This window comes from Pseudomonas sp. FBCC-B545, from assembly GCF_059134095.1.
The window spans coordinates 3,419,126-3,439,053 of the sequence record NZ_CP101441.1; the positions used below are offsets into that span (position 1 = coordinate 3,419,126).

21 protein-coding genes are annotated in these 19,928 nt (G+C 59.0%); 12 read left to right on the forward strand and 9 right to left on the reverse strand.

Annotated features, from left to right (window positions below; translation table 11 throughout):
- The first annotated feature begins 13 nt into the window (after positions 1-13).
- Together NMB39_RS15915 and NMB39_RS15920 are read left to right on the forward strand one after the other, a co-directional pair.
- Positions 14-919 carry an AraC family transcriptional regulator gene (locus tag NMB39_RS15915; RefSeq protein ID WP_122734530.1) on the forward strand — a complete coding sequence of 302 codons (906 nt, stop codon included), beginning with the start codon at positions 14-16 and terminating at the stop codon, positions 917-919.
- Between the two features lie 101 nt (positions 920-1,020).
- Positions 1,021-1,488, forward strand: a complete 468-nt coding sequence (locus NMB39_RS15920) for a hypothetical protein (protein WP_494340455.1) — start codon at positions 1,021-1,023, stop codon at positions 1,486-1,488.
- Between the two features lie 329 nt (positions 1,489-1,817).
- On the opposite strand, the gene NMB39_RS15925 is transcribed toward NMB39_RS15920, so the two are convergent.
- The 3 genes from NMB39_RS15925 to NMB39_RS15935 are packed head-to-tail and all read right to left on the reverse strand — an operon-like array spanning position 1,818 to position 3,541.
- A complete protein-coding gene (locus tag NMB39_RS15925; protein ID WP_494340454.1) occupies positions 1,818-2,183 on the reverse strand; it encodes a hypothetical protein in 366 nt (121 codons plus the stop codon).
- A gap of 9 nt (positions 2,184-2,192) precedes the next feature.
- A complete protein-coding gene (locus tag NMB39_RS15930) occupies positions 2,193-3,035 on the reverse strand; it encodes an RNase A-like domain-containing protein (protein ID WP_494340453.1) in 843 nt (280 codons plus the stop codon).
- Between the two features lie 11 nt (positions 3,036-3,046).
- Complete coding sequence (locus NMB39_RS15935) at positions 3,047-3,541, reverse strand: Hcp family type VI secretion system effector (RefSeq protein ID WP_494340452.1); 495 nt, start codon at positions 3,539-3,541, stop codon at positions 3,047-3,049.
- A 342-nt stretch (positions 3,542-3,883) separates the two neighbouring features.
- On the opposite strand from NMB39_RS15935, the gene NMB39_RS15940 reads away from it, so the two are divergent.
- The 8 genes from NMB39_RS15940 to NMB39_RS15975 all read left to right on the forward strand — a co-directional run bounded on the left by NMB39_RS15940 (position 3,884) and on the right by NMB39_RS15975 (position 12,752).
- On the forward strand, positions 3,884-4,132 hold the full coding sequence (locus NMB39_RS15940) for a DUF6124 family protein (RefSeq protein ID WP_494340451.1): 249 nt from the start codon (positions 3,884-3,886) through the stop codon (positions 4,130-4,132).
- A gap of 200 nt (positions 4,133-4,332) precedes the next feature.
- Positions 4,333-5,655, forward strand: coding sequence for an ABC transporter substrate-binding protein (locus NMB39_RS15945; protein WP_494340450.1), 1,323 nt, complete (start codon positions 4,333-4,335; stop codon positions 5,653-5,655).
- A gap of 170 nt (positions 5,656-5,825) precedes the next feature.
- Positions 5,826-6,716, forward strand: a complete 891-nt coding sequence (locus NMB39_RS15950; protein ID WP_043051067.1) for a carbohydrate ABC transporter permease — start codon at positions 5,826-5,828, stop codon at positions 6,714-6,716.
- Positions 6,717-6,726: 10 nt separating this feature from the next.
- Complete coding sequence (locus tag NMB39_RS15955) at positions 6,727-7,557, forward strand: carbohydrate ABC transporter permease (protein WP_005788583.1); 831 nt, start codon at positions 6,727-6,729, stop codon at positions 7,555-7,557.
- A 22-nt stretch (positions 7,558-7,579) separates the two neighbouring features.
- Positions 7,580-8,683, forward strand: coding sequence for an ABC transporter ATP-binding protein (locus NMB39_RS15960; RefSeq protein WP_043051066.1), 1,104 nt, complete (start codon positions 7,580-7,582; stop codon positions 8,681-8,683).
- 16 nt (positions 8,684-8,699) lie between these two features.
- Positions 8,700-10,181 (forward strand): mannitol dehydrogenase family protein, encoded by a 1,482-nt coding sequence (locus NMB39_RS15965; RefSeq protein WP_494340449.1) that lies wholly within the window; start codon positions 8,700-8,702, stop codon positions 10,179-10,181.
- Between the two features lie 138 nt (positions 10,182-10,319).
- Entirely contained in the window at positions 10,320-11,801 is a 1,482-nt protein-coding gene (gene xylB / locus NMB39_RS15970) for a xylulokinase (RefSeq protein ID WP_464005654.1), read from the forward strand.
- A 12-nt stretch (positions 11,802-11,813) separates the two neighbouring features.
- On the forward strand, positions 11,814-12,752 hold the full coding sequence (locus NMB39_RS15975) for a carbohydrate kinase family protein (protein ID WP_057022470.1): 939 nt from the start codon (positions 11,814-11,816) through the stop codon (positions 12,750-12,752).
- A gap of 61 nt (positions 12,753-12,813) precedes the next feature.
- On the opposite strand, the gene NMB39_RS15980 is transcribed toward NMB39_RS15975, so the two are convergent.
- Positions 12,814-13,089 carry a DUF1652 domain-containing protein gene (locus NMB39_RS15980; protein ID WP_046067938.1) on the reverse strand — a complete coding sequence of 92 codons (276 nt, stop codon included), beginning with the start codon at positions 13,087-13,089 and terminating at the stop codon, positions 12,814-12,816.
- Positions 13,090-13,460: 371 nt separating this feature from the next.
- Here NMB39_RS15980 and NMB39_RS15985 point away from each other — a divergent pair, with 371 nt between their 5' ends.
- Both NMB39_RS15985 and map read left to right on the forward strand, forming a co-directional pair.
- On the forward strand, positions 13,461-13,661 hold the full coding sequence (locus NMB39_RS15985; RefSeq protein ID WP_003190946.1) for a ParD-like family protein: 201 nt from the start codon (positions 13,461-13,463) through the stop codon (positions 13,659-13,661).
- The gene (gene map, locus NMB39_RS15990) at positions 13,661-14,416 is read left to right on the forward strand and encodes a type I methionyl aminopeptidase (RefSeq protein ID WP_057022471.1); all 756 of its coding nucleotides are present in this window, start codon (positions 13,661-13,663) and stop codon (positions 14,414-14,416) included. Before NMB39_RS15985 ends, map begins: the two co-directional genes overlap by 1 nt.
- A 255-nt stretch (positions 14,417-14,671) precedes the next feature.
- Here map and sfnG read toward each other — a convergent pair whose 3' ends face one another.
- From sfnG to NMB39_RS16015, 5 genes are all read right to left on the reverse strand, one after another.
- On the reverse strand, positions 14,672-15,757 hold the full coding sequence (gene sfnG / locus NMB39_RS15995) for a dimethylsulfone monooxygenase SfnG (RefSeq protein ID WP_057022472.1): 1,086 nt from the start codon (positions 15,755-15,757) through the stop codon (positions 14,672-14,674).
- A 191-nt stretch (positions 15,758-15,948) separates the two neighbouring features.
- On the reverse strand, positions 15,949-16,734 hold the full coding sequence (locus NMB39_RS16000; RefSeq protein ID WP_057022473.1) for a sulfite exporter TauE/SafE family protein: 786 nt from the start codon (positions 16,732-16,734) through the stop codon (positions 15,949-15,951).
- Positions 16,735-16,825: 91 nt separating this feature from the next.
- Complete coding sequence (locus NMB39_RS16005; protein ID WP_057022474.1) at positions 16,826-17,596, reverse strand: class I SAM-dependent methyltransferase; 771 nt, start codon at positions 17,594-17,596, stop codon at positions 16,826-16,828.
- Between the two features lie 59 nt (positions 17,597-17,655).
- The gene (locus NMB39_RS16010) at positions 17,656-18,960 is read right to left on the reverse strand and encodes an ATP-binding protein (RefSeq protein ID WP_046067931.1); all 1,305 of its coding nucleotides are present in this window, start codon (positions 18,958-18,960) and stop codon (positions 17,656-17,658) included.
- A 3-nt stretch (positions 18,961-18,963) separates the two neighbouring features.
- Positions 18,964-19,665: a response regulator gene (locus NMB39_RS16015; protein WP_043051055.1), complete on the reverse strand. Its 702-nt coding sequence runs from the start codon at positions 19,663-19,665 to the stop codon at positions 18,964-18,966.
- Positions 19,666-19,928 lie beyond the last annotated feature (263 nt).

The window sequence follows — 19,928 nt, forward strand, 5'->3', positions numbered from 1 at the left end:
AAGCGACGGCAGCATGACCCGAGCAACGCGCATCACCGACCCTTCCTACGAGTTGATGGACGATCACAATGGTCTGTCCATCATCTATCGCCAACACGGCTTCCCCTGCCCGCTGGTGCGCTGGCACTTTCACAAGGAATACGAGCTGCACCTGATCGTCGCCAGCTCCGGCAAGGTGTTTATCGGTGACTACATCGGCAACTTCTACCCGCAAAGCCTGTTCCTCACCGGCCCCAACCTGCCCCACAACTGGATCAGCCAGGTGGAAGACGGCGAAGTGGTCCCCAAGCGCGACATGCTGGTGAACTTCACTGACGAGTTGTTCGAACACGGCAGCCATATCTTCACCGAACTCAAACGCCTGGCGCCGCTGCTCGAACGCGCCCAGTACGGCATCGAATTCCGCTGCAAAAAGACCATCGCCCACGCCATGACCCTCATGCAGCACATCGAAGACGCCCACGGCATGGCGCGACTGGGGCACTTCTTTATCCTGCTGGAGGTGTTGAGCGCCTGTGAGGACTACCAGCTGCTGTCCGGCGTGACCACCCCGCAGCAAGCCGATGAACACAGCATCGACCGCACCAACCGCGCGGTGGACTACATCTTTGCCCACTACGCCCGCGAGTTGCCGCTGGAAGAAGTCGCGGAGTACCTGGGGATGAAACCGACGTATTTTTCCCGTGTATTCAAGCAGGCCACCGGGCGGACTTTTATTGAATTCGTCAATCGGCTGCGCATCAGCAAATCCTGCGAGTTGCTGGCCGATGGCGACAAGGCCGTGACGGATGTGTGCTTTGAGTCGGGGTTCAACAATATTTCCAACTTCAATCGGCGCTTTCAGCAGCTTAAGGGGATGACGCCGTCTCACTATCGACGGTTGGCGGTGCAGCGGTTGACTGAGCAAAACCTGGCTTAAGCACGACTTTCCGTTGATCAGGACTGTCAAGTCTGACAGTGTCACGCAGCCTCGAGGTTAATCATGATGGGGCTCAGGCACCTAAGCGGATTTCACCTCCCATGAAAAAGTCGACGGCTCCTTTTGCTATCAACGAATCCGTGCGTTTCGATAAACCCGGCGACACGTGGAACTGGACCGGTGAAGGCGAGATATACGCGGACGAATACGATGGTCAACATCGCTGGTTTTCCAGAGGCGTAGCCAGAGACTGGGGCAGGCCATTGACCGGGCTTGAAGATGTTGAACTGACCATTCGGCTACGGGGCGACCGAACCGGCGAAACACTCGTTGCCACCCATCCGGGAGGCTCGGACGAACTGCATAACATCGCACCTTGGAAGCCCAGCCTGTACAGGTTCTACCTCAGGTCCACAGTCACCGGCGAGGTTTCAGTGCGGCTTAATTTCAAATCCAACCAGATCATGGTGATCGATACGATCACTGTGATAGGACCGGTCAGACCGTGGCGCCGTAGGCTTAGGCGTGTTTTTCGCCTGATTGACTGGTTGAAAGAAAAAGTCGGGTAAAAAAAGGATGAGTATACTTAGAGGCATGACGCACTCGCATTATCGACGACTGGCGGCGCAGCGGCTGACCTGGCGGAATTCGGCTTGAACTTATTGCTCCCATCCTCCGCGCTTATAGTCATCCAATCGTCAGATTGGTTGAGTGTAAAAATTAACGTTTTCCAATAAGCCCGCTGAACATTTTTCATCATCCGGTTTAGATCTCGAAATCGAGCAAACTTAGAATATTGTTTAAACCGTCATACAAATCACCCTTGACAGGCACGCATATTATTACATAACGTCACGCCACATCATTTTTCGGTAGATGCATCGCTAACGCGCCCCTATTAACCCAGAAAAAATTTCCGTCGCCGGGCTTTCATTTCACTATCGAGCAGCTCCATTACGCTAGTTAGAAACGTGTATAGATCCCCTTCAAAATAATCTTCAGCGAAAGATGTTTCTTGATCAAATGGGGGATCTACATACTCCAAACCTTCAGCCCCCATGTGATTTTTTATGTAATGTGCTATTTGTTTTTTAAGAATAATTGCATGCACTAAACTGAGCACGCCCCCCTCACCGAAAGAATCCTTGACTATTTCAGGCAAGGTCAAAGGTTGAAAATGCTTTTTTTCATCATCTGATAAAAACTCGCCAACCCCTTCACCAACCTCATACATAAAACTGTGCAAATGCATATACTTGCTCATAACCTTACCTTACAAAGCTGGAAATGCAGTAATTATATAATATGGCATACGATTGTATTCAGCATATTTAATTGTCACCTTGAGCTTTGACATCGCGACAATCTTGGATTGATCTTGCCTAGTGACACCCCAACCAACGGCACTTTCTAACTGCGTGACGAAACTGTATTGTCCGTGCTTCAATACGAATCTCGCTTTCGAATACATGAGTATTTTAAGTTTATTCCTTTGGAGCGCTTGACTCACAGCCCATTCCGCCACATCAAGATTATAAAAAGTCGACGAGACGTGGACTTTTCTTGAAGCAAATCGTGATTTCAGATACTCCATATCTTTATCAACATGCTTGGATATGGTATGCCCACCACCAAATTTTTTAGGAGCTTGCAGCGGTTTTTCGCTGGTAATAACGGTTATCCGACCTGCCCGCACAGACGAAACTCTGAAGGCGTTGTATAAAGAGGCAGTCGACAGGGGAACTGCAAATTCCGTCGCCAAACCAATAACCTGGCCTGTGGCCCTCGATGCACCAAGCGCTTGAGTTGCAGATGAACCTGCCTTAAAGGCAAACGAATCCGTTTCTTTACCTGTCAGAAGCTGTGTCGCGCCGGCTGAAAGCTGATCGGAGGCATGTATGCCCATTGCGATACATCCCGCCTTGCTAAGCAGCGTCGGTTCAGGCACTGCGCACAGTACGCCAGCCCCGGCAAGCTCCACAACACCGCCGACAAGACGCAAGCTACCCACTATACGATTCGACATTATCTCCGCAGGCGAAAGCGACTCTTGAGTCAATATTGCGGCCATCTGCGCGAAGCTTAGTGCTATACGAAACTCTCCATCGTCAGCCATGTGGCGCGGCCTTATGCGAATGGCTTATCGGTGGCCCTGTCCCAACCGCCGGAGACTTTTCCCGCACTGGCGCCGTCAGATCGGCGTTGCTGGGTGTACTCGAATTTGATACGACGATAATTCAGATTGATGACCTCCATAGGAAGGCCGCCTTGATCAGCACCTTGCCCACTTACAGTGGACACCAAAACATCCTCAAGAACGATATCCATATATTTAAACTTTTCACCTCCAGCGCGATGTATGCGAATGGTCACTGTCTTGATTTGTGAGCCTCGGCAACACAACTCGAATAGCTTTGGCGTAGCTCTATCCACGTACTTGCTTATTTGAAAATCACCCAACATCACCCGTCCAGCAGATGCACCACCACTGGAGTGAGTCGATTGGCTGATCGACTGAATTGCGTCGTAATGGTAAGACAGTAATTCGACCCAGCCTTTATGCTCAGCGTCCAATGACTCACCTTCTACACCGTCTAAATGCATGAATGCGTCAAAAACCATTATCAGCTGCCTGGTCGGAATTGAATGAGAGGTCGGTTACCTGACGTATTGCAGCTGATTGCTCGCTTTGACTATTAGTGTCTTTCATGCTTGCTCCTTTTTAAGTGCAACGGGCACGCGATGTCGCGCCGCAATGACGCCCAAAAGATATTGCTGACGAATACACAACCAAACAACTGTCCGTTCGGCTAGGTATTGGGAAAAACAGAAACGTCTTACAAGGCTTTGAGGTTGCCCCTAGGACACTCGATCTCTAGTCTCCGTACACCGCTGCACAATCAGCGGTCGGGCGTCGCGGCCCGTATTTCTCCGGCTCCTTTAATACATCTGCGGAGCTTGACCATGATCAAACCCACCTCAAATCCCCCAATCGATCCAGCACCCAGTGTGCTGTTCACCGTAAAAGACGGCATCTCCATGCATGACCTACTGGTCAACCTGAGCGAATCCCTCGCCTCTGCCCACGCCCTCACCTGCGATTTCGCCTTTGATCTCGACGGCTCGCGGCGCGAAGGCGCGCTGGGTATTGCCCAGTTGATCGAGGTGTCTCGGTTGTTGGCTGAGCGGGTACTGGCTGATATCGAGCGTTAAATACGGCATTGATCGTCCCCACGCGTCACGGGGACGATCATCGAGTGCAAAAAAGTATCAGTGAGCGTGCGCCCAAGGATTTGTCACAACCCCCGATTCAAGGCTGTAATCAATGCACACTCTTCCTGACTCGTTGCAGGAAGACACAACAACAATAACCGTCCTTCTGTAGCCCCCTGGGCGCGGAAATGGAGTGCGCGATGAAGTTCACAGCAAAAGCTCTGCTTGCCTGTTCCTGCATGACTGCATGCATGACCCTCAGCGCCGTCAGCCTTGGCGCGCAAACCCTGACCATTGCCACCGTCAACAACAGCGACATGATCCGTATGCAAAAGCTCTCGAAAACCTTCGAGGCCGAGCACCCGGAGATCAAGTTGAACTGGGTGGTGCTTGAAGAAAACGTGCTGCGCCAACGCCTCACCACCGACATCGCCACCCAGGGCGGGCAGTTCGACGTGCTGACCATCGGCATGTACGAAGCCGCACTGTGGGGCGCCAAGGGTTGGCTGGAGCCGATGAAGGACCTGCCGGCCTCCTACGACCTCGACGATGTGTTCCCTTCGGTGCGTGACGGTTTGTCGGTCAAGGGCTCGCTATACGCCCTGCCGTTCTACGCTGAAAGCTCGATCACCTATTACCGCACCGACCTGTTCAAGGACGCCGGGCTGAGCATGCCTGAGCACCCGACCTGGACCCAGATCGGCGAATACGCGGCCAAACTCACCGACAAATCCAAAGAGCAATACGGCCTGTGCCTGCGCGGCAAAGCCGGTTGGGGTGAGAATATGGCGCTGATCACCACCCTGGCCAACGGCTACGGTGCGCGCTGGTTCGATGAGAAATGGCAGCCGCAATTCAACGGCCCGGAGTGGAAGGATGCGCTGAACTTCTACGTCGACAACATGAAGAAATCCGGCCCACCGGGTGCTTCCAGCAACGGCTTCAACGAGAACCTGGCGCTGTTCAACAGCGGCAAGTGTGCGATCTGGGTGGATGCCAGCGTGGCGGGCTCGTTTGTTACCGACAAGAGCCAGAGCAAGGTCTCTGAGCATGTCGGTTTCACCTTCGCGCCCCACGAGAAGACCGACAAGGGCACGTCGTGGCTGTACTCCTGGTCCCTGGCGATCCCGACCAGCTCCAAGGCCAAGGATGCCGCCAAGGTGTTCACCACCTGGGCCACGTCCAAGGAATACGGCCAGCTTGTGGCCAAGACCGACGGCATTGCCAATGTGCCGCCAGGTACGCGCAAATCCACCTACAGCGACGAGTACATGCAGGCCGCGCCGTTTGCCAAGGTGACCCTGGAATCGCTGAAAGTGGCCGACCCGACCAAGCCGACCGAGAAGCCCGTGCCGTACATCGGTATCCAACTGGTGACCATTCCGGAGTTCCAGGCGATTGGTACTCAGGTGGGCAAGTTCTTCTCGGGTGCGTTGACCGGTCAGCAAACGGTGGATGCTGCACTGACCGCTGCGCAGACCACCACCGAGCGTGAAATGAAGCGGGCTGGTTACCCCAAGTAATTCCGGCCTTCACCACAGTCAAATGTGGGAGGGGGCTTGCTCCCGATAGCAATCTACCAGTTGATGCATCTGTGACTGATACACCGCTATCGGGGGCAAGTCGAATCGTCGCACCGCCCCTCCCACATTGACCGCACTTCGAACCTTGCTCAGCACTGGCCTTGATTACCATGAATACACCCGCCAAAAACCGCCTGGCCAACCCCGGCTGGTTCCTTGTCAGCCCCTCGGTGGCCTTGTTGCTGCTGTGGATGATCGTGCCCCTGGGCATGACCCTGTACTTTTCGCTGATCCGCTACAACCTGCTCTACCCCGGTGAAAACCAATTCGTGGGGCTGGAGAACTTCACCTACTTCATCACCGATTCGGGCTTCCTGCCCGGCGCCACCAATACGCTGTTGCTGGTGGGCAGCGTATTGCTGATCAGCGTGGTCTTTGGTGTGCTGATCAGTGCCCTGCTGGAGGCCAGTGAATTCCTCGGGCGCGGCATAGTGCGGGTGCTGTTGATTTCGCCGTTCTTCATCATGCCCACCGTCGGGGCGCTGATCTGGAAGAACCTGATTTTCCACCCGGTGTCGGGGATTCTCGCCGCGGTGTGGAAGTTCTTCGGTGCCGAGCCGGTGGACTGGCTGGCGCATTACCCGCTGCTGTCGATCATCATCATTGTCTCGTGGCAATGGCTGCCCTTCGCGATCCTGCTGCTGATGACCGCCATGCAGTCCCTGGACCAGGAACAGAAGGAAGCCGCACGCCTGGACGGTGCCGGCGCCATCGCGATCTTCTGGCACCTGACCCTGCCCCACCTGGCCCGCCCGATTGCCGTGGTGGTGATGATCGAAACCATCTTCCTGCTCTCGGTGTTTGCCGAAATCTTCACCACCACCAACGGTGGCCCGGGCTACGCCTCGACCAACCTCGCCTACCTGATCTACAACCAGGCGCTGGTGCAGTTCGACGTGGGCATGGCCTCGGCCGGCGGCTTGATTGCCGTGGTCATCGCCAATATCGCGGCGATCATCCTGGTGCGGATGATCGGCAAAAACCTGACTGACAAGCCTTGAGGGCCGCGCCATGACACTTCAACAATCCCGCCGCCTGCAAAGCCTGCTGCTCGGTACGTTGGCCTGGGCCATCGCGATCCTGATTTTCTTCCCGATCTTCTGGATGGTGCTGACCAGCTTCAAGACTGAAATCGACGCGTTCGCCACCCCGCCGCAGTTCATCTTCACGCCGACGCTGGAGAACTACCTGCACATCAACGAACGCAGCAACTACTTCGCCTACGCCTGGAACTCGGTGGTGATTTCCTTCAGCGCCACTGCCCTGTGCCTGCTGATCTCGGTGCCGGCCGCCTACTCCATGGCGTTCTACGAAACCCAGCGCACCAAGGGCACGCTGTTGTGGATGCTGTCGACCAAGATGCTGCCACCGGTGGGCGTGCTGATGCCGATCTACCTGCTGGCCAAGAGCTTTGGCCTGCTGGATACGCGCATCGCGCTGATCATCATCTACACCCTGATCAACCTGCCGATTGTGGTGTGGATGGTGTACACCTACTTCAAGGACATCCCCAAGGACATCCTCGAAGCCGCACGCCTGGACGGCGCCACCCTGTGGCAGGAAATGGTCCGCGTGCTGCTGCCGATTGCCAAGGGTGGCCTGGCCTCCACGGTGTTGCTGTCGTTGATCCTGTGCTGGAACGAGGCGTTCTGGTCGCTGAACCTGACCTCGTCGAGCGCCGCGCCGCTGACCGCACTGATCGCCTCCTACTCAAGCCCCGAAGGTTTGTTCTGGGCCAAGTTGTCCGCCGTCTCGACCCTGGCCTGCGCGCCGATCCTGATCTTTGGCTGGATCAGCCAGAAACAGCTGGTGCGCGGCTTGTCCTTTGGCGCCGTCAAATAATAATTCGAAAAGGAGGCCCATCATGGCCAACCTCAAAATCAAGAATCTGCAAAAAGGCTTCGAAGGATTTTCCATCATCAAGGGCATTGACCTGGAAGTGAACGACAAGGAATTCGTGGTGTTCGTCGGGCCATCGGGCTGCGGTAAATCCACCCTGCTGCGGCTGATCGCAGGCCTTGAGGAAGTCAGCGACGGCACCATCGAACTCGATGGCCGCGACATCACCGAAGTGACCCCGGCCAAGCGCGACCTGGCGATGGTGTTCCAAACCTACGCCCTGTACCCGCACATGAGCGTGCGCAAGAACATGTCGTTTGCCCTTGACCTGGCCGGCGTCGACAAGAAGCTGGTGGACAGCAAAGTCAGCGAAGCGGCGCGCATCCTCGAGCTGGGCCCGCTGCTGGAGCGTAAGCCCAAGCAACTGTCCGGCGGCCAGCGCCAGCGCGTGGCGATCGGCCGGGCGATTGTGCGCAACCCGAAGATCTTCCTGTTCGACGAGCCGCTGTCCAACCTCGACGCCGCGCTGCGTGTGCAGATGCGCCTGGAACTGGCGCGTCTGCATAAAGAACTGCAAGCCACCATGATCTACGTGACCCACGACCAGGTTGAAGCCATGACCCTGGCCGACAAGGTGGTGGTGCTCAACAGTGGCCGTATCGAACAGGTCGGCTCGCCGCTGGAGCTGTATCACCAGCCGGCCAACCTGTTTGTGGCCGGGTTTCTCGGCACGCCGAAGATGGGTTTCCTCAAGGGCAAGGTCACCCGCATCGAGAGCCAGGGCTGCGAGGTTCAACTGGACGCCGGCACCCTGATCAGCCTGCCGTTGAGCGGCGCCACCTTGAGCGTGGGCAGTGAGGTGACCCTGGGGATCCGTCCGGAGCACCTGGAAATCGCTGCGCCGGGGCAAACCACCCTGACCGTCACCGCCGACGTCGGCGAGCGCCTGGGCAGCGACACCTTCTGCCACGTCATCACTGCCAATGGCGAGCCGCTGACCATGCGCATCCGCGGCGACATGGCCAGCCAGTACGGTGAGACGCTGCAGCTGCACCTGGACCCGGCGCACTGCCATCTGTTCGACACAAACGGTGTAGCCGTGGCCCGCCCACTGCGCGCTGCCGCCTGATCCCGAGTATTTCCCGATGAAACTGAATAAAGCCAACCTCACGCAGCTGGCGCCGGAAGTGAAAACCCCGGCCTACGCGATTGCCGACACCCGCCAGGGTATTGCCCACATCGGCGTCGGCGGCTTCCACCGTGCGCACCAGGCGTATTACACCGATGCCCTGATGAATACCGGAGAGGGCCTGGACTGGAGCATTTGCGGCGTCGGCCTGCGTGCCGAAGACCGCAGGGCCCGCGACGATCTGGCCGGCCAGGACTACCTGTTCACCCTGTACGAACTGGGCGATACCGACGACACCGAAGTACGTGTGATCGGCGCCATCAGCGACATGCTGCTCGCCGAAGACGGTGCCCAGGCGCTGATCGATAAACTGGCCGACCCGGCTATCCGCATCGTCTCGCTGACCATCACCGAGGGCGGCTACTGCATCGACGACAGCAACGGCGAGTTCATGGCCCACCTGCCACAGATCCAGCATGACCTGGCGCACCCCACGGCGCCGAAAACCGTGTTCGGTTTCATCTGCGCCGCCCTGACCCAGCGCCGCGCCGCCGGCACTCCGGCGTTCACAGTGATGTCCTGCGATAACCTGCCCCACAACGGCGCCGTCACCCGCAAGGCACTGCTGGCCTTCGCCGCCCTGCATAATGCCGAGCTGCATGACTGGATCAAGGCCAACGTCAGCTTCCCGAATGCCATGGTCGACCGCATCACACCCATGACCAGCACCGCTCACCGCCTGCAATTGCATGACGAACACGGCATCGACGATGCCTGGCCGGTGGTGTGCGAGCCGTTTGTGCAGTGGGTGCTGGAAGACAAGTTTGTCAGCGGGCGCCCGGCCTGGGAAAAGGTCGGCGTGCAATTCACCGATGACGTCACGCCTTACGAAGAGATGAAGATCGGCTTGCTCAACGGCAGCCACCTGGCGCTCACCTACCTGGGGTTTCTCAAGGGTTATCGGTTTGTCCACGAGACCATGAACGACCCGCTGTTCGTGGCGTATATGCGTGCGTACATGGACCTGGACGTCACCCCAAACCTGGCGCCGGTGCCAGGCATCGACCTGACCGCCTACAAGCAGACATTGGTGGAGCGCTTTTCCAACCAGGCGATTGCCGACCAGCTGGAGCGCGTGTGTTCCGATGGCTCGTCGAAGTTTCCCAAGTTCACCGTGCCGACCATCAACCGTTTGATTGCCGGTGGCCGCGAGACCGAACGCGCCGCACTGGTGGTCGCGGCCTGGGCCTTGTATTTGAAGGGCGTGGATGAGAATGGCGTGAGCTACAAGATCCCCGACCCACGGACCGAATTCTGCCAGGGGCTGGTGACGGATGACGCACTGATCAGTCAGCGTTTGTTGGGCGTGGAGGAGATTTTTGGTACGGCTATTCCCAAGTCGGCGGCGTTTGTGGCAGCGTTTGAGTGGTGCTATGCAAGCCTGCGCGACAAAGGCGTCACCGAAACCCTGCAACAACTCCTGAACAAACCGGATTAAAACTGTGGGAGGGGGCTTGCTCCCGATGGCGGTAGGTCAGTAAAGGATATTTGACTGAACCACCGCCATCGGGAGCAAGCCCCCTCCCACACTTGACCGGGTTACCAATCCAAAAATAATACTGCTGAGCAAATCCTCATGACCCAGCAAAACCTGTTTCTCGGCATCGACTGCGGCACCCAAGGCACCAAGGCCATCGTCCTCGACGCTTCCAGCGGCAAGGTACTGGGCCTGGGCGCCGCCGCGCATACGCTGATCAGCGGCGCCAATGGCCGCCGTGAGCAGCACACCCAGGAATGGCTCGACGCCTTTACCGAAGCCACCCACCGCGCCCTGCAACAGGCCGGCGTGGATGGCCAGGACATCCTCGGTATCGGCATATCCGGCCAGCAACATGGCCTGGTGCTGCTGGATGAGCAAGGTGAAGTGCTGCGCCCGGCCAAGCTATGGTGCGACACCGAAACCACCCCCGAGAATGACCGCCTGCTGCACCACCTGGGCGGCGAAAGTGGCTCCCTGGAGCGCTTGGGCGTGGCGATCGCACCGGGCTACACCGTGTCAAAACTGCTCTGGACCCGCGAGCAGCACCCGGACGTGTTCGCACGCATCGCCCATATCCTGCTGCCCCACGACTACCTCAACTACTGGCTTACCGGCCGCGCCTGCGCCGAGTACGGCGATGCTTCCGGCACCGGTTATTTCGATGTGCGCAGCCGTACCTGGGATGTGGCGCTGCTCAGGCACATCGACCCCAGCGGTCGCCTCGAAGCGGCCCTGCCTGCGTTAATTGACGCCGGCCAGGCGGTGGGCACTATCCTGCCAGCCATCGCTGAACGCCTGGGCATCAACCCCAAGGCCGTGGTGTCCAGCGGCGGCGGCGACAATATGATGGGCGCCATCGGCACCGGCAATATCGCCCCCGGCGTGATCACCATGAGCCTGGGCTCCTCGGGCACCGTCTATGCCTTTGCCGACCAGCCCAACGTCAGCCCGCAGGCCTCGGTGGCGACCTTTTGTTCGTCGAGTGGCGGCTGGCTGCCGTTGATCTGCACCATGAACCTGACCAACGCCACCGGCGTGATTCGCGAGCTGTTCGAACTGGACCTGAATGCCTTTAACGCCCTGGTCGAACAGGCGCCTATCGGTGCCGATGGCGTGAGCATGCTGCCGTTCCTCAATGGCGAACGCGTGCCCGCCCTGCCCCACGCCACCGGCAGCCTGCATGGCCTGACCATGACCAACCTGACCCGCGCCAATCTGTGCCGCGCCGTGGTTGAAGGCACCACGTTCGGCCTGCGTTACGGTCTGGACCTGCTGCGCCACACCGGCCTGCAAAGCCAGAGCATCCGCCTGATCGGCGGCGGCTCGAAAAGCCCGGTGTGGCGGCAGATGGTCGCCGATATCATGCACACCGAAGTGGTCTGTACCGAACAAAGCGAGGCCGCTGCCCTGGGCGCGGCGATCCAGGCGGCCTGGTGCCAGAGCGGCGAATCCCTGGCCAGCCTGTGCGACAAATGCGTGAGCATCGACCCGGCCAGCCGCACCCTGCCAATGTCAGCCAATGTCAGTGCCTATCAACAGGCGTATGAGCGTTATCAACAGCACGTGGCATCCCTTTAAGAGCGAACGACTATGTACCTGGTTTGTGGTGAAGCGCTGTTTGATTTTTTCAGCGAGGAAGATGCCAGTGGGCAGCCGGCCAAGCTCAATTACAAGGCCATTGCCGGTGGCTCGCCATTCAACGTGGCGGTGGGCCTGCGTCGCCTGGGCATCGAGTCGGGATTCTTTGCCGGCGTGTCCACCGATTACCTCGGTCGCCGCTTGCTGCAGGTGCTCAAGGACGAAGGCGTCAGCGAACGCTTCCTGGTGGAATTCGACGCGCCGACCACCCTGGCGATGGTGGCCGTGGGTGCCAATGGTTCGCCGCAGTACAGCTTCCGTGGCGAAGGCTGCGCCGACCGCCAACTGCAAACGGCGCATCTGCCAACCTTGGGTGATGAGGTGCGTGGGCTGCATATCGGGTCGTTTTGCCTGGTGGTGCAGCCGGTTGGCGACACCCTGCTGAACCTGGTCAAGCGCGAGAGCGGCAAGCGCCTGATCAGCCTCGACCCGAATGTGCGCCTTAACCCGCAGCCGGATATCCAGCTGTGGCGCGAGCGCGTGGCGCAACTGGTGCAGCATGCTGACCTGATCAAGGTCAGCGACGAAGATTTGCATCTGCTCTACCCCAGCCAGTCACCGGAAAGCGTAGTACAAGGCTGGCTGCAGCATCGTTGCCAATTGGTGTTTCTCACCCGTGGCGGCGACGGCGCTTCGGTATTCAGTCGCCAGCACGGCAACTGGTCTCAGCCGGCGGTCAAGGTGGTGATGGCCGATACGGTGGGTGCCGGCGATACCTTCCAGGCGGCACTGATTGCCTGGCTGACCGAGCAGCAGCTGGATTCACTGGAGGGTCTGCAGCAGCTGACGCGCACACAAATTGACAGCATGCTCGGCTTTGCGATTCGCGCGGCTGCGTTGACCTGTACCAAGACCGGACCCGACCTGCCGTACCGTCATCAGCTGGGCTGACGCGCATAGCAACGGGCCCGGCGAATGCCAGGCCCTGGGTCAACTTAAATTCAAGCCTTAACTAAAAATAACCGCGCGCTCCTGCTCGACGCAGGGCGGGGGTGTGGGTCTGGGTGTGTTTGAGGTCTTCACGCAAACCGGCGATCAGGTTACAAATGGCTCGACTGCTGTCGAGTTTGTCAGCGTTTATACCTTTGACTTCCAAGTCCACCCGGTCACGGTCACGGTCGTCATACACCTTGATCGTCAACGAAGCATCCTCGGCTTTGGTGCATTCGCACCGTTTAGGCAGAAAACTTCCTTCAATAATGCTGCGAAGTTCAAGTTCCGAAAGCATGGCCAACCTCTCCTTTTTTGAGACTGCCAATCAGTTTCTTATGGGCTTGGCAGGCGCTGGCCTGCCCCGTCTTGCCAACCCTGGCAGACGCCTGTACTCACCAAGCCTACTCGGCAAATCCCGGCGTTGTTGTAACTTTTCCTCATAAGCAACCTACCGTTTAATATGAAGCAGATTGCAGCCTTGAAATAATCGTCGAACCACTTCGATTAAACGTTTAACCCTGCACATCAGGGTAAACAGCAAAGTGAGCCGAAGCTCTTTTCGGCAACATGTAGCAACTATCAGGCGGGTAATCTGGCCCGTGGGGTTTACTTGAAACATACGAAACGTATACGCTTTGTATATCAACCCCCGAACAGTGAAACCTCATGGGCATCGTCAAGATCACCGACCAACTGCACGAACAGCTTCGCCTGGCCAGCGCCGCCATGGATCGCTCCATCAACGCCCAGGCCGAATTCTGGATCAAGATCGGCCTGCTCGCCGAACTCAACCCGCACCTGCCCTACAACGAGCTGATCAACAAGCTTTTGCTGGACAAGCCCGATCTGATCCGGGGGCGCAGCTGATGGTCAAGACCGCCGCGCAATTGGCCGTGATGCGTGAATCCGGGCGCCTGTTGGCCCAGGTGTTCGACATGCTCGACGGCTTCGTCGCCGCCGGCCGCTCAACCCTGGAACTGGACAGCGCCGTCGAAGCCTTCATCCGCCACGAACTCAAGGCCCGCCCCGCCAGCCTGGGCCAGTACGACTACCCCTTTTCCATCAATACCTCGATCAACGAAGTGGTGTGCCACGGCATGCCCAGCGCCAAGCAGTTCCTCAAGGACGGCGACATCATCAACATCGACATCACCCTGGAAAAAGGCGGTTTTATTGCCGACTCCAGCAAGATGTACATGATCGGTAACGTGGCGCCCAAGGCCAAACGCTTGGTGGAAATGACCTTCGAAGCCATGTGGGCCGGTATCCGCCAGGTCAAGCCTGGCGCGCGCCTGGGTGACATCGGTCATGCGATCCAGAGCCACGCCCAGGCCAACGGCTACAGCGTGGTGCGCGAATACTGCGGCCATGGCATCGGCCGGCAGATGCATGAAGAACCGCAAATCCTGCACTTCGGCCGCCCCGGCACTGGCCTGGAGTTGCGCGAGGGCATGGTGTTTACCATCGAACCGATGCTTAACCAGGGCAGCGCCAAGGTGCGCAGCCTGAAGGACGGCTGGACGGTGGTGACCAAGGACAACAGCCTGTCGGCGCAATGGGAGCATACGGTGGCGGTAACGTCAGATGGGTTTGAGGTGCTGACCCTGCAAACCAACGCTTGAGTCCACCACACCTGCGTGGACACTGGCTTGCCTGCCATAGACAAAGGTCTCTACACAACTTTGAGTATGCCGCTGGACCCTGTGGGAGGGGGCTTGCTCCCGATGAGGGAGTGCAAGTAAATACATCTGGGGCTGACTCACCGCATCGGGGGCAAGCCCCCTCCCACAGATCCAGTGGCGTACCCACGTTGTGTCGATACCCATGCTGCGATAGGCATGGGTATGACAACTCCAGCGCCACGTCGACAAGTGACCTCAGGCCACCCGCTGGACCCCAGCCTCGGCTTCCAATTCGCGCACCAGCGGCAATACACGTGTGCCGAAGTACTCCACCTCTTCCTGAAAGTGCAGGAAGCCTGCGAGCACCAGGTCCACACCCACGGCCTTGAGCGCGACGATACGCTCGGCGACCTGTTGTGGTGTGCCGATCAGGTTGGTCTTGAAGCCGTCGTTGTACTGCACCAGGTCCTCAAAGCTGGACTTGGCCCAGTTGCCCTCACCCTCCGGTGATGCCCTGCCCGCTTGTTTGGCGGCATCCCCAAAGGCGTTGACGGCCTCCGGGTCGGCCTTGTCGATGATTTCTGCCAGCACGGCCCGCGCTTCTTCTTCGGTATCGCGGGCGATCACAAAGGCGTTCACGCCGACCTTGACCGAATGGTGGTTGGCAGCGGCCTTGGCGCGGATATCATCGACCTGGGCCTTGATGCCTTCGGGGGTGTTGCCATTGGTGAAATACCAGTCCGACACCCGCGCCGCCATGTCCCGCGCCGCCCGTGAGCTGCCCCCCTGGAAAACCTCCGGATGGCCCAACGGCTTGGGCTTGAGGGTGTAGTTGTTGAAGCGGTAGAAGTCGCCCTTGAAGGTAAAATCGTCCTGGGTCCAGATGCCTTTCAGGGCGCGGATGAATTCTTCGGAACGACGGTAGCGTTCATCGTGCTCCAGCCAGGGTTCGCCAATGGCCTGGAACTCGCCCTTGAACCAGCCGCTGACGATATTCACCGCAATCCTGCCGTTGGTGAGCTGGTCGATGGTCGCCAATTGCTTGGCCGCCAGCGCCGGTTGCCAGGGACCTGGCAGGATCGCCGCGATCACTTTGAGCGTGGTGGTTGCCGCCAGCAACGCATGGCTGAACGCTACGGACTCGTGCTGGTTTTCGGCGCCGTAACCGGCGGTGAAACGAATCTGCGTCAGGCCATACTCGAAGCCGGCGGCTTCGGCCAGTTGCGCCAGCTTGCGGTTGTAGTCGATGCCCCAATGGGTACGTTGCTCAATTTTGCTCACCACCAGCCCACCGCTGACGTTGGGTACCCAATAGGCAAATTTCACGGCTTGCTGGCTCATCGAACACTACCTCACACAAAGGGATGTAAGGCTGCTGGAGCAGCAAGCGTGCCAGACTCAGGCAAAGGCCCGCGCCATGGGTGTCGCAGCAGAAATGCCAACTTGGATCATCCGGCGGCTAATGTCGGGGATCACAGTGATTTGTCGATAGGCTGTTGCTGGAGCAACACTTACTGGGGCAAATGTGCAGCTTAGAACGCCAGCTTGTAACCCACGGCCATCAACATCACCGCCAGGCACGGGCGCAGCACGCCGTCAGGAATTCGGCCGGTCATATGACTGCCAAAGTAGATTCCCGGCAACGATCCCATCAGCAAAAAGCCCAACAGGTGCCAATCCATATTGCCCATGCTCGCATGACCCAGGCCCGCCACCAGGGTCAGGGGCACGGCGTGGGCAATCTCGGTGCCTACCAGCCGCCGCGTGGCGAGGAACGGGTAGAGGATAAACAGCGCCACCGTGCCCAGGGCGCCGGCGCCGATGGAGGTCAGGGCCACCATGGTGCCAAGGATCGCACCGGTGACCACGGTCAGTGCGTTCAGGTTGCGCGGGCGCATATGGTAGTCGTCGCCGGCATGACGCTGGGCAAAGGCCAACAGGCTTTTCTTGAACAGGATCGCCAGGGCCGTGAGCAGCAACACCACGCCGAGGGCCTGCTTGATCACGGCGTTCATTGCGCTGGGGTCGGTGTGCAGGCTGGCGAGGAACCATAAGGTCAACAACACTGCCGGCACGCTGCCCAAGGTCAGCCAGCCGGTGATGCTCCAATCGATGTTCTTGTTCTTGCCGTGCACCAACACGCCACCGGACTTGGTGATGGCGGCATATAACAAGTCGGTGCCAACCGCAGTGGCCGGGTTGATACCGAACCACAACAGGATCGGCGTCATCAACGAGCCCCCGCCGACACCGGTCATGCCCACGATAAACCCCACGATCAGGCCGGCCACCACGAAACCAAAATTACCTGCATCCATTACAACTACCTGCGGCCTTATAAATTTCTGGCCGCAGGATAGCGATTTTTCTTATAACCACTTATACCAATGTGATCTGACTTTATGCCTTTTAGCTCAGTCGCTCACACAGGTAAGCCTGGGTCTGGTACGGGAAGGCTACGGTATCGCGGCCTTGCAGGGCGGGATGGGTATCGATCAAGGTGCGCAATTGCGCGGTGACCTTGGCTTTTTCCGCAGGGGGCAGCGCCGCGATAAAGCTCACCGACAGGAATCGATCCATGATCACTTCCTGGGGACTGCCCACGTGCTGGTAGGCAAAACAGGTCACTTGCGGAGCGCCAAAGTACTCACCGGTGAAAGCTTCGCGCCAACGCCCGGTGTGAAAGCGCGGGGTGTCGCCCTCATACGGGGTGATGATCTCAGTGATCGCCGCCACCCAGTCCACCGACTCATCGCGCACATTCCACACCAACCCCAGTCGCCCGCCAGGCTTGAGCACACGGTGGATTTCCGCCAGGGCAGCGTGGGTGGAGAACCAGTGAAATGCCTGGGCACACACCAGGGCATCGACGCTGGCGGACGCCAAGGGGATGGACTCGGCGGTGCCGTCGAGCAGGCGGACATCCGGCAATAGCTTGGCCAACTGCGCGCCCATCTCTGCCACTGGCTCGACCGCAATCAGCGTCGGCGCCAGGCTGCTGAGCAAGCGGGTGAACTTGCCAGTGCCGGCGCCGAGGTCGACCACCGTCGATTGTGAATTGATCTGCAGCGCCTCGGCCAGCCAGGCGGTCAGTTGGCGCGGATAGTCCGGTCGGCCTTGGGCGTAAGTGACGGCCTGGGTCGAGAAACCCTGTTGAGCAGACGTGTGAACACCAGTCATTGCCAATCTCTCCTCGGGTAAAGCGGGGCGCACAGTGTGCGCCCTTCCCTGCGGTTTTTCTAATCGGTTCGAGTGGGCAACCACACCCGAAACCGCGCGCCACCCAGGGGCGACGCCAGGGCCGTCAAGGTGCCGCCTTGGGCTTCCAGGGCACGCCGGCTGATCGCCAGGCCCAGGCCGAAACCGCCGGTGGCGCGGTCACGACTGCGATCCAGGCGGTAGAACGGCTCGAAGATGCGCTCGCGTTGATCCGCCGGAATGCCGATGCCATCGTCATCCACCCAGATTTCACAGCCGTTGGGGCACACCTTGACGCCCACCTGGATGCGCTTGTCGCAGTAACGCGTAGCGTTGCGCAGCAAATTCTGCAACGCCCGGGCAGTAAGGCGCGGGTCGAGGCTGAAACGCTCAACCGTGCAGTCGAGCACCACATCGATGACGATCTCCGGGTTTTCCAGCTCGTCGTCGACACTGCCCAGCACGCTGTCGATAAACTCGTCCAGCGCCACTTCTACTCGCTCGGGCAATTGCGCCGGGTTTTGCAGGCGACTGTAGGACAGCAATTCCAGCACCAGTTCGTCCAGCTCGCGAATATGCGCCACCAGACTTTGCAAGCGTTCGCGGCTGGCCTCGGGCAAGTCTTCAGAAAGCGCCAGGGCCAGGCCGAAGTCCAGGCGTGTGAGCGGCGTGCGCAGTTCATGGGAGACCGCATTGAGCAAGTCACGCTGCTGGTTGAGCAGGTGCTCGATATCGTCTGCCATGGTATCGAACACAGCCGCCAGGCTGCCGATGCTGGAACTGGGCGGCAGTCGCGTGCGCTCCCCCAGGTGGCCCTTGCCCAACAGTGCGGCAGTGCTTTTCAGGCGTTCCAGGTCACGCCAGTGCGGGCGCAGCCAGACCAGCAGGCACGCCAACAGTGCCGCGCCGATCAGCACGTTCATCGACCAATACAGCAGGTTCATGTCCAGCGGATCCGGCGGCACGGTGAGCTTGACCGCGAACTGCTGGTTGATCGGCGAGCTGATTTCTTCCATCCAGCCCCACTCGCCCAGGCGGATCACCGGCTTGCCTTGCTCCAGCAGCTGTTCTTCCTGGGGTGTGTAGCGGGCGTCCTGGCGCAGCAGCAGCTCGACCTTCAACGGCGCGAAATCCTGGCTCAACTGGTCGGTGACCTGGGACCAGCGCTCCACCGGCGCGCGCTGGTATTGCTTGACCATCAGTTTTTGCAGGCCACGGGACTGCTCGACGTTGTAGTCCATGTAGCGGTGTTCGAACAGCTGGATCACCAGCTTGGGAATCAGGAAGATCGCCGCGCTATAAGTAACGATGGTGATCAGGTAGAGGCGTAGCAGCACACGGAACATGGTTCAGCATTCCCACTCGGAACGGCTGAACAGATAGCCCTTGCCCCACACAGTCTTGATCTTGCGCGCCTCGCCGGCGTGGTCGTCGAACTTGCGGCGCAGCTTGGAGATCGCCACGTCCACCGAGCGGTCGGTGCCGTTGAACTCGATACCGCGCAGGCGCTGCAGGATCTGGTCGCGGCTGAGCACTTCGCCGGCATGCCGGGCCAGTACCACCAGCAGGTTGTATTCACCGCTGGACAACTCCACCGCCTGCTCGCGCCAGGTCACGGTGCGCTCCGACAGGTCGATGCACAGGTTGCCCATGATGATCCGGTCGTTGGCCACCTGGGGTTCGGACAGGCTGCTGCGGCGCAGCAGCGTGCGCACCCGGGCTAGCAGCACACGCGGCTCGCAGGGCTTGGTGACATAGTCGTCGGCGCCCATCTCCAGGCCCAGTACCTGGTCATGGCTGTCGTCGCGGGCGGTCAGCATCAGGATCGGCAGGCCCGCCGAGTCGGCGCGCAACAGGCGGCAGACCTGCAGGCCGTCGAGGCCCGGCAACATCAGGTCGAGGATCACCAGGTCCGGCGGGTTCAGGCGCGCACGTTCGCGCACATGGTCGCCACGGCTGAGCACGCAGACGTGGTAGCCGTTGCGTTCCAGGTAGCTGGCAATCAGCTCGGAGAGTGCGGCGTCGTCTTCGACCAGGAGGATGTTGGGCATGGAGGTGTTTCCAATAAATACTGTTTGCTGGGTGTACAGGGATCCAATGTGGGAGGGGGCTTGCCCCCGATAGCGGTGTGTCAGCTATAGATAAGCTGACTGAAACACTGCAATCGGGGGCAAGCCCCCTCCCACATTGAACCTTCAATAATTGCAGGATTGTGCAAGGATATACGCCCCCTGCCTACTATGGGCCGTACCTTACACTTCTTCACACACGACCTACACAGCTTCACAGCACCACGGCGCAGGTGTCCTTAGGA

What these genes read in the sequence shown, in the direction of transcription:
- NMB39_RS15915 (WP_122734530.1), top strand. Translation starts at nt 14, where the DNA reads ATGACCCGAGCAACGCGCATCACCGACCCTTCCTACGAGTTGATGGAC.
- NMB39_RS15920 (WP_494340455.1), top strand. Translation starts at nt 1,021, where the DNA reads ATGAAAAAGTCGACGGCTCCTTTTGCTATCAACGAATCCGTGCGTTTC.
- NMB39_RS15925 (WP_494340454.1), bottom strand. Translation starts at nt 2,183, where the DNA reads ATGAGCAAGTATATGCATTTGCACAGTTTTATGTATGAGGTTGGTGAA.
- NMB39_RS15930 (WP_494340453.1), bottom strand. Translation starts at nt 3,035, where the DNA reads ATGGCTGACGATGGAGAGTTTCGTATAGCACTAAGCTTCGCGCAGATG.
- NMB39_RS15935 (WP_494340452.1), bottom strand. Translation starts at nt 3,541, where the DNA reads ATGGTTTTTGACGCATTCATGCATTTAGACGGTGTAGAAGGTGAGTCA.
- NMB39_RS15940 (WP_494340451.1), top strand. Translation starts at nt 3,884, where the DNA reads ATGATCAAACCCACCTCAAATCCCCCAATCGATCCAGCACCCAGTGTG.
- NMB39_RS15945 (WP_494340450.1), top strand. Translation starts at nt 4,333, where the DNA reads ATGAAGTTCACAGCAAAAGCTCTGCTTGCCTGTTCCTGCATGACTGCA.
- NMB39_RS15950 (WP_043051067.1), top strand. Translation starts at nt 5,826, where the DNA reads ATGAATACACCCGCCAAAAACCGCCTGGCCAACCCCGGCTGGTTCCTT.
- NMB39_RS15955 (WP_005788583.1), top strand. Translation starts at nt 6,727, where the DNA reads ATGACACTTCAACAATCCCGCCGCCTGCAAAGCCTGCTGCTCGGTACG.
- NMB39_RS15960 (WP_043051066.1), top strand. Translation starts at nt 7,580, where the DNA reads ATGGCCAACCTCAAAATCAAGAATCTGCAAAAAGGCTTCGAAGGATTT.
- NMB39_RS15965 (WP_494340449.1), top strand. Translation starts at nt 8,700, where the DNA reads ATGAAACTGAATAAAGCCAACCTCACGCAGCTGGCGCCGGAAGTGAAA.
- xylB (WP_464005654.1), top strand. Translation starts at nt 10,320, where the DNA reads ATGACCCAGCAAAACCTGTTTCTCGGCATCGACTGCGGCACCCAAGGC.
- NMB39_RS15975 (WP_057022470.1), top strand. Translation starts at nt 11,814, where the DNA reads ATGTACCTGGTTTGTGGTGAAGCGCTGTTTGATTTTTTCAGCGAGGAA.
- NMB39_RS15980 (WP_046067938.1), bottom strand. Translation starts at nt 13,089, where the DNA reads ATGCTTTCGGAACTTGAACTTCGCAGCATTATTGAAGGAAGTTTTCTG.
- NMB39_RS15985 (WP_003190946.1), top strand. Translation starts at nt 13,461, where the DNA reads ATGGGCATCGTCAAGATCACCGACCAACTGCACGAACAGCTTCGCCTG.
- map (WP_057022471.1), top strand. Translation starts at nt 13,661, where the DNA reads ATGGTCAAGACCGCCGCGCAATTGGCCGTGATGCGTGAATCCGGGCGC.
- sfnG (WP_057022472.1), bottom strand. Translation starts at nt 15,757, where the DNA reads ATGAGCCAGCAAGCCGTGAAATTTGCCTATTGGGTACCCAACGTCAGC.
- NMB39_RS16000 (WP_057022473.1), bottom strand. Translation starts at nt 16,734, where the DNA reads ATGGATGCAGGTAATTTTGGTTTCGTGGTGGCCGGCCTGATCGTGGGG.
- NMB39_RS16005 (WP_057022474.1), bottom strand. Translation starts at nt 17,596, where the DNA reads ATGACTGGTGTTCACACGTCTGCTCAACAGGGTTTCTCGACCCAGGCC.
- NMB39_RS16010 (WP_046067931.1), bottom strand. Translation starts at nt 18,960, where the DNA reads ATGTTCCGTGTGCTGCTACGCCTCTACCTGATCACCATCGTTACTTAT.
- NMB39_RS16015 (WP_043051055.1), bottom strand. Translation starts at nt 19,665, where the DNA reads ATGCCCAACATCCTCCTGGTCGAAGACGACGCCGCACTCTCCGAGCTG.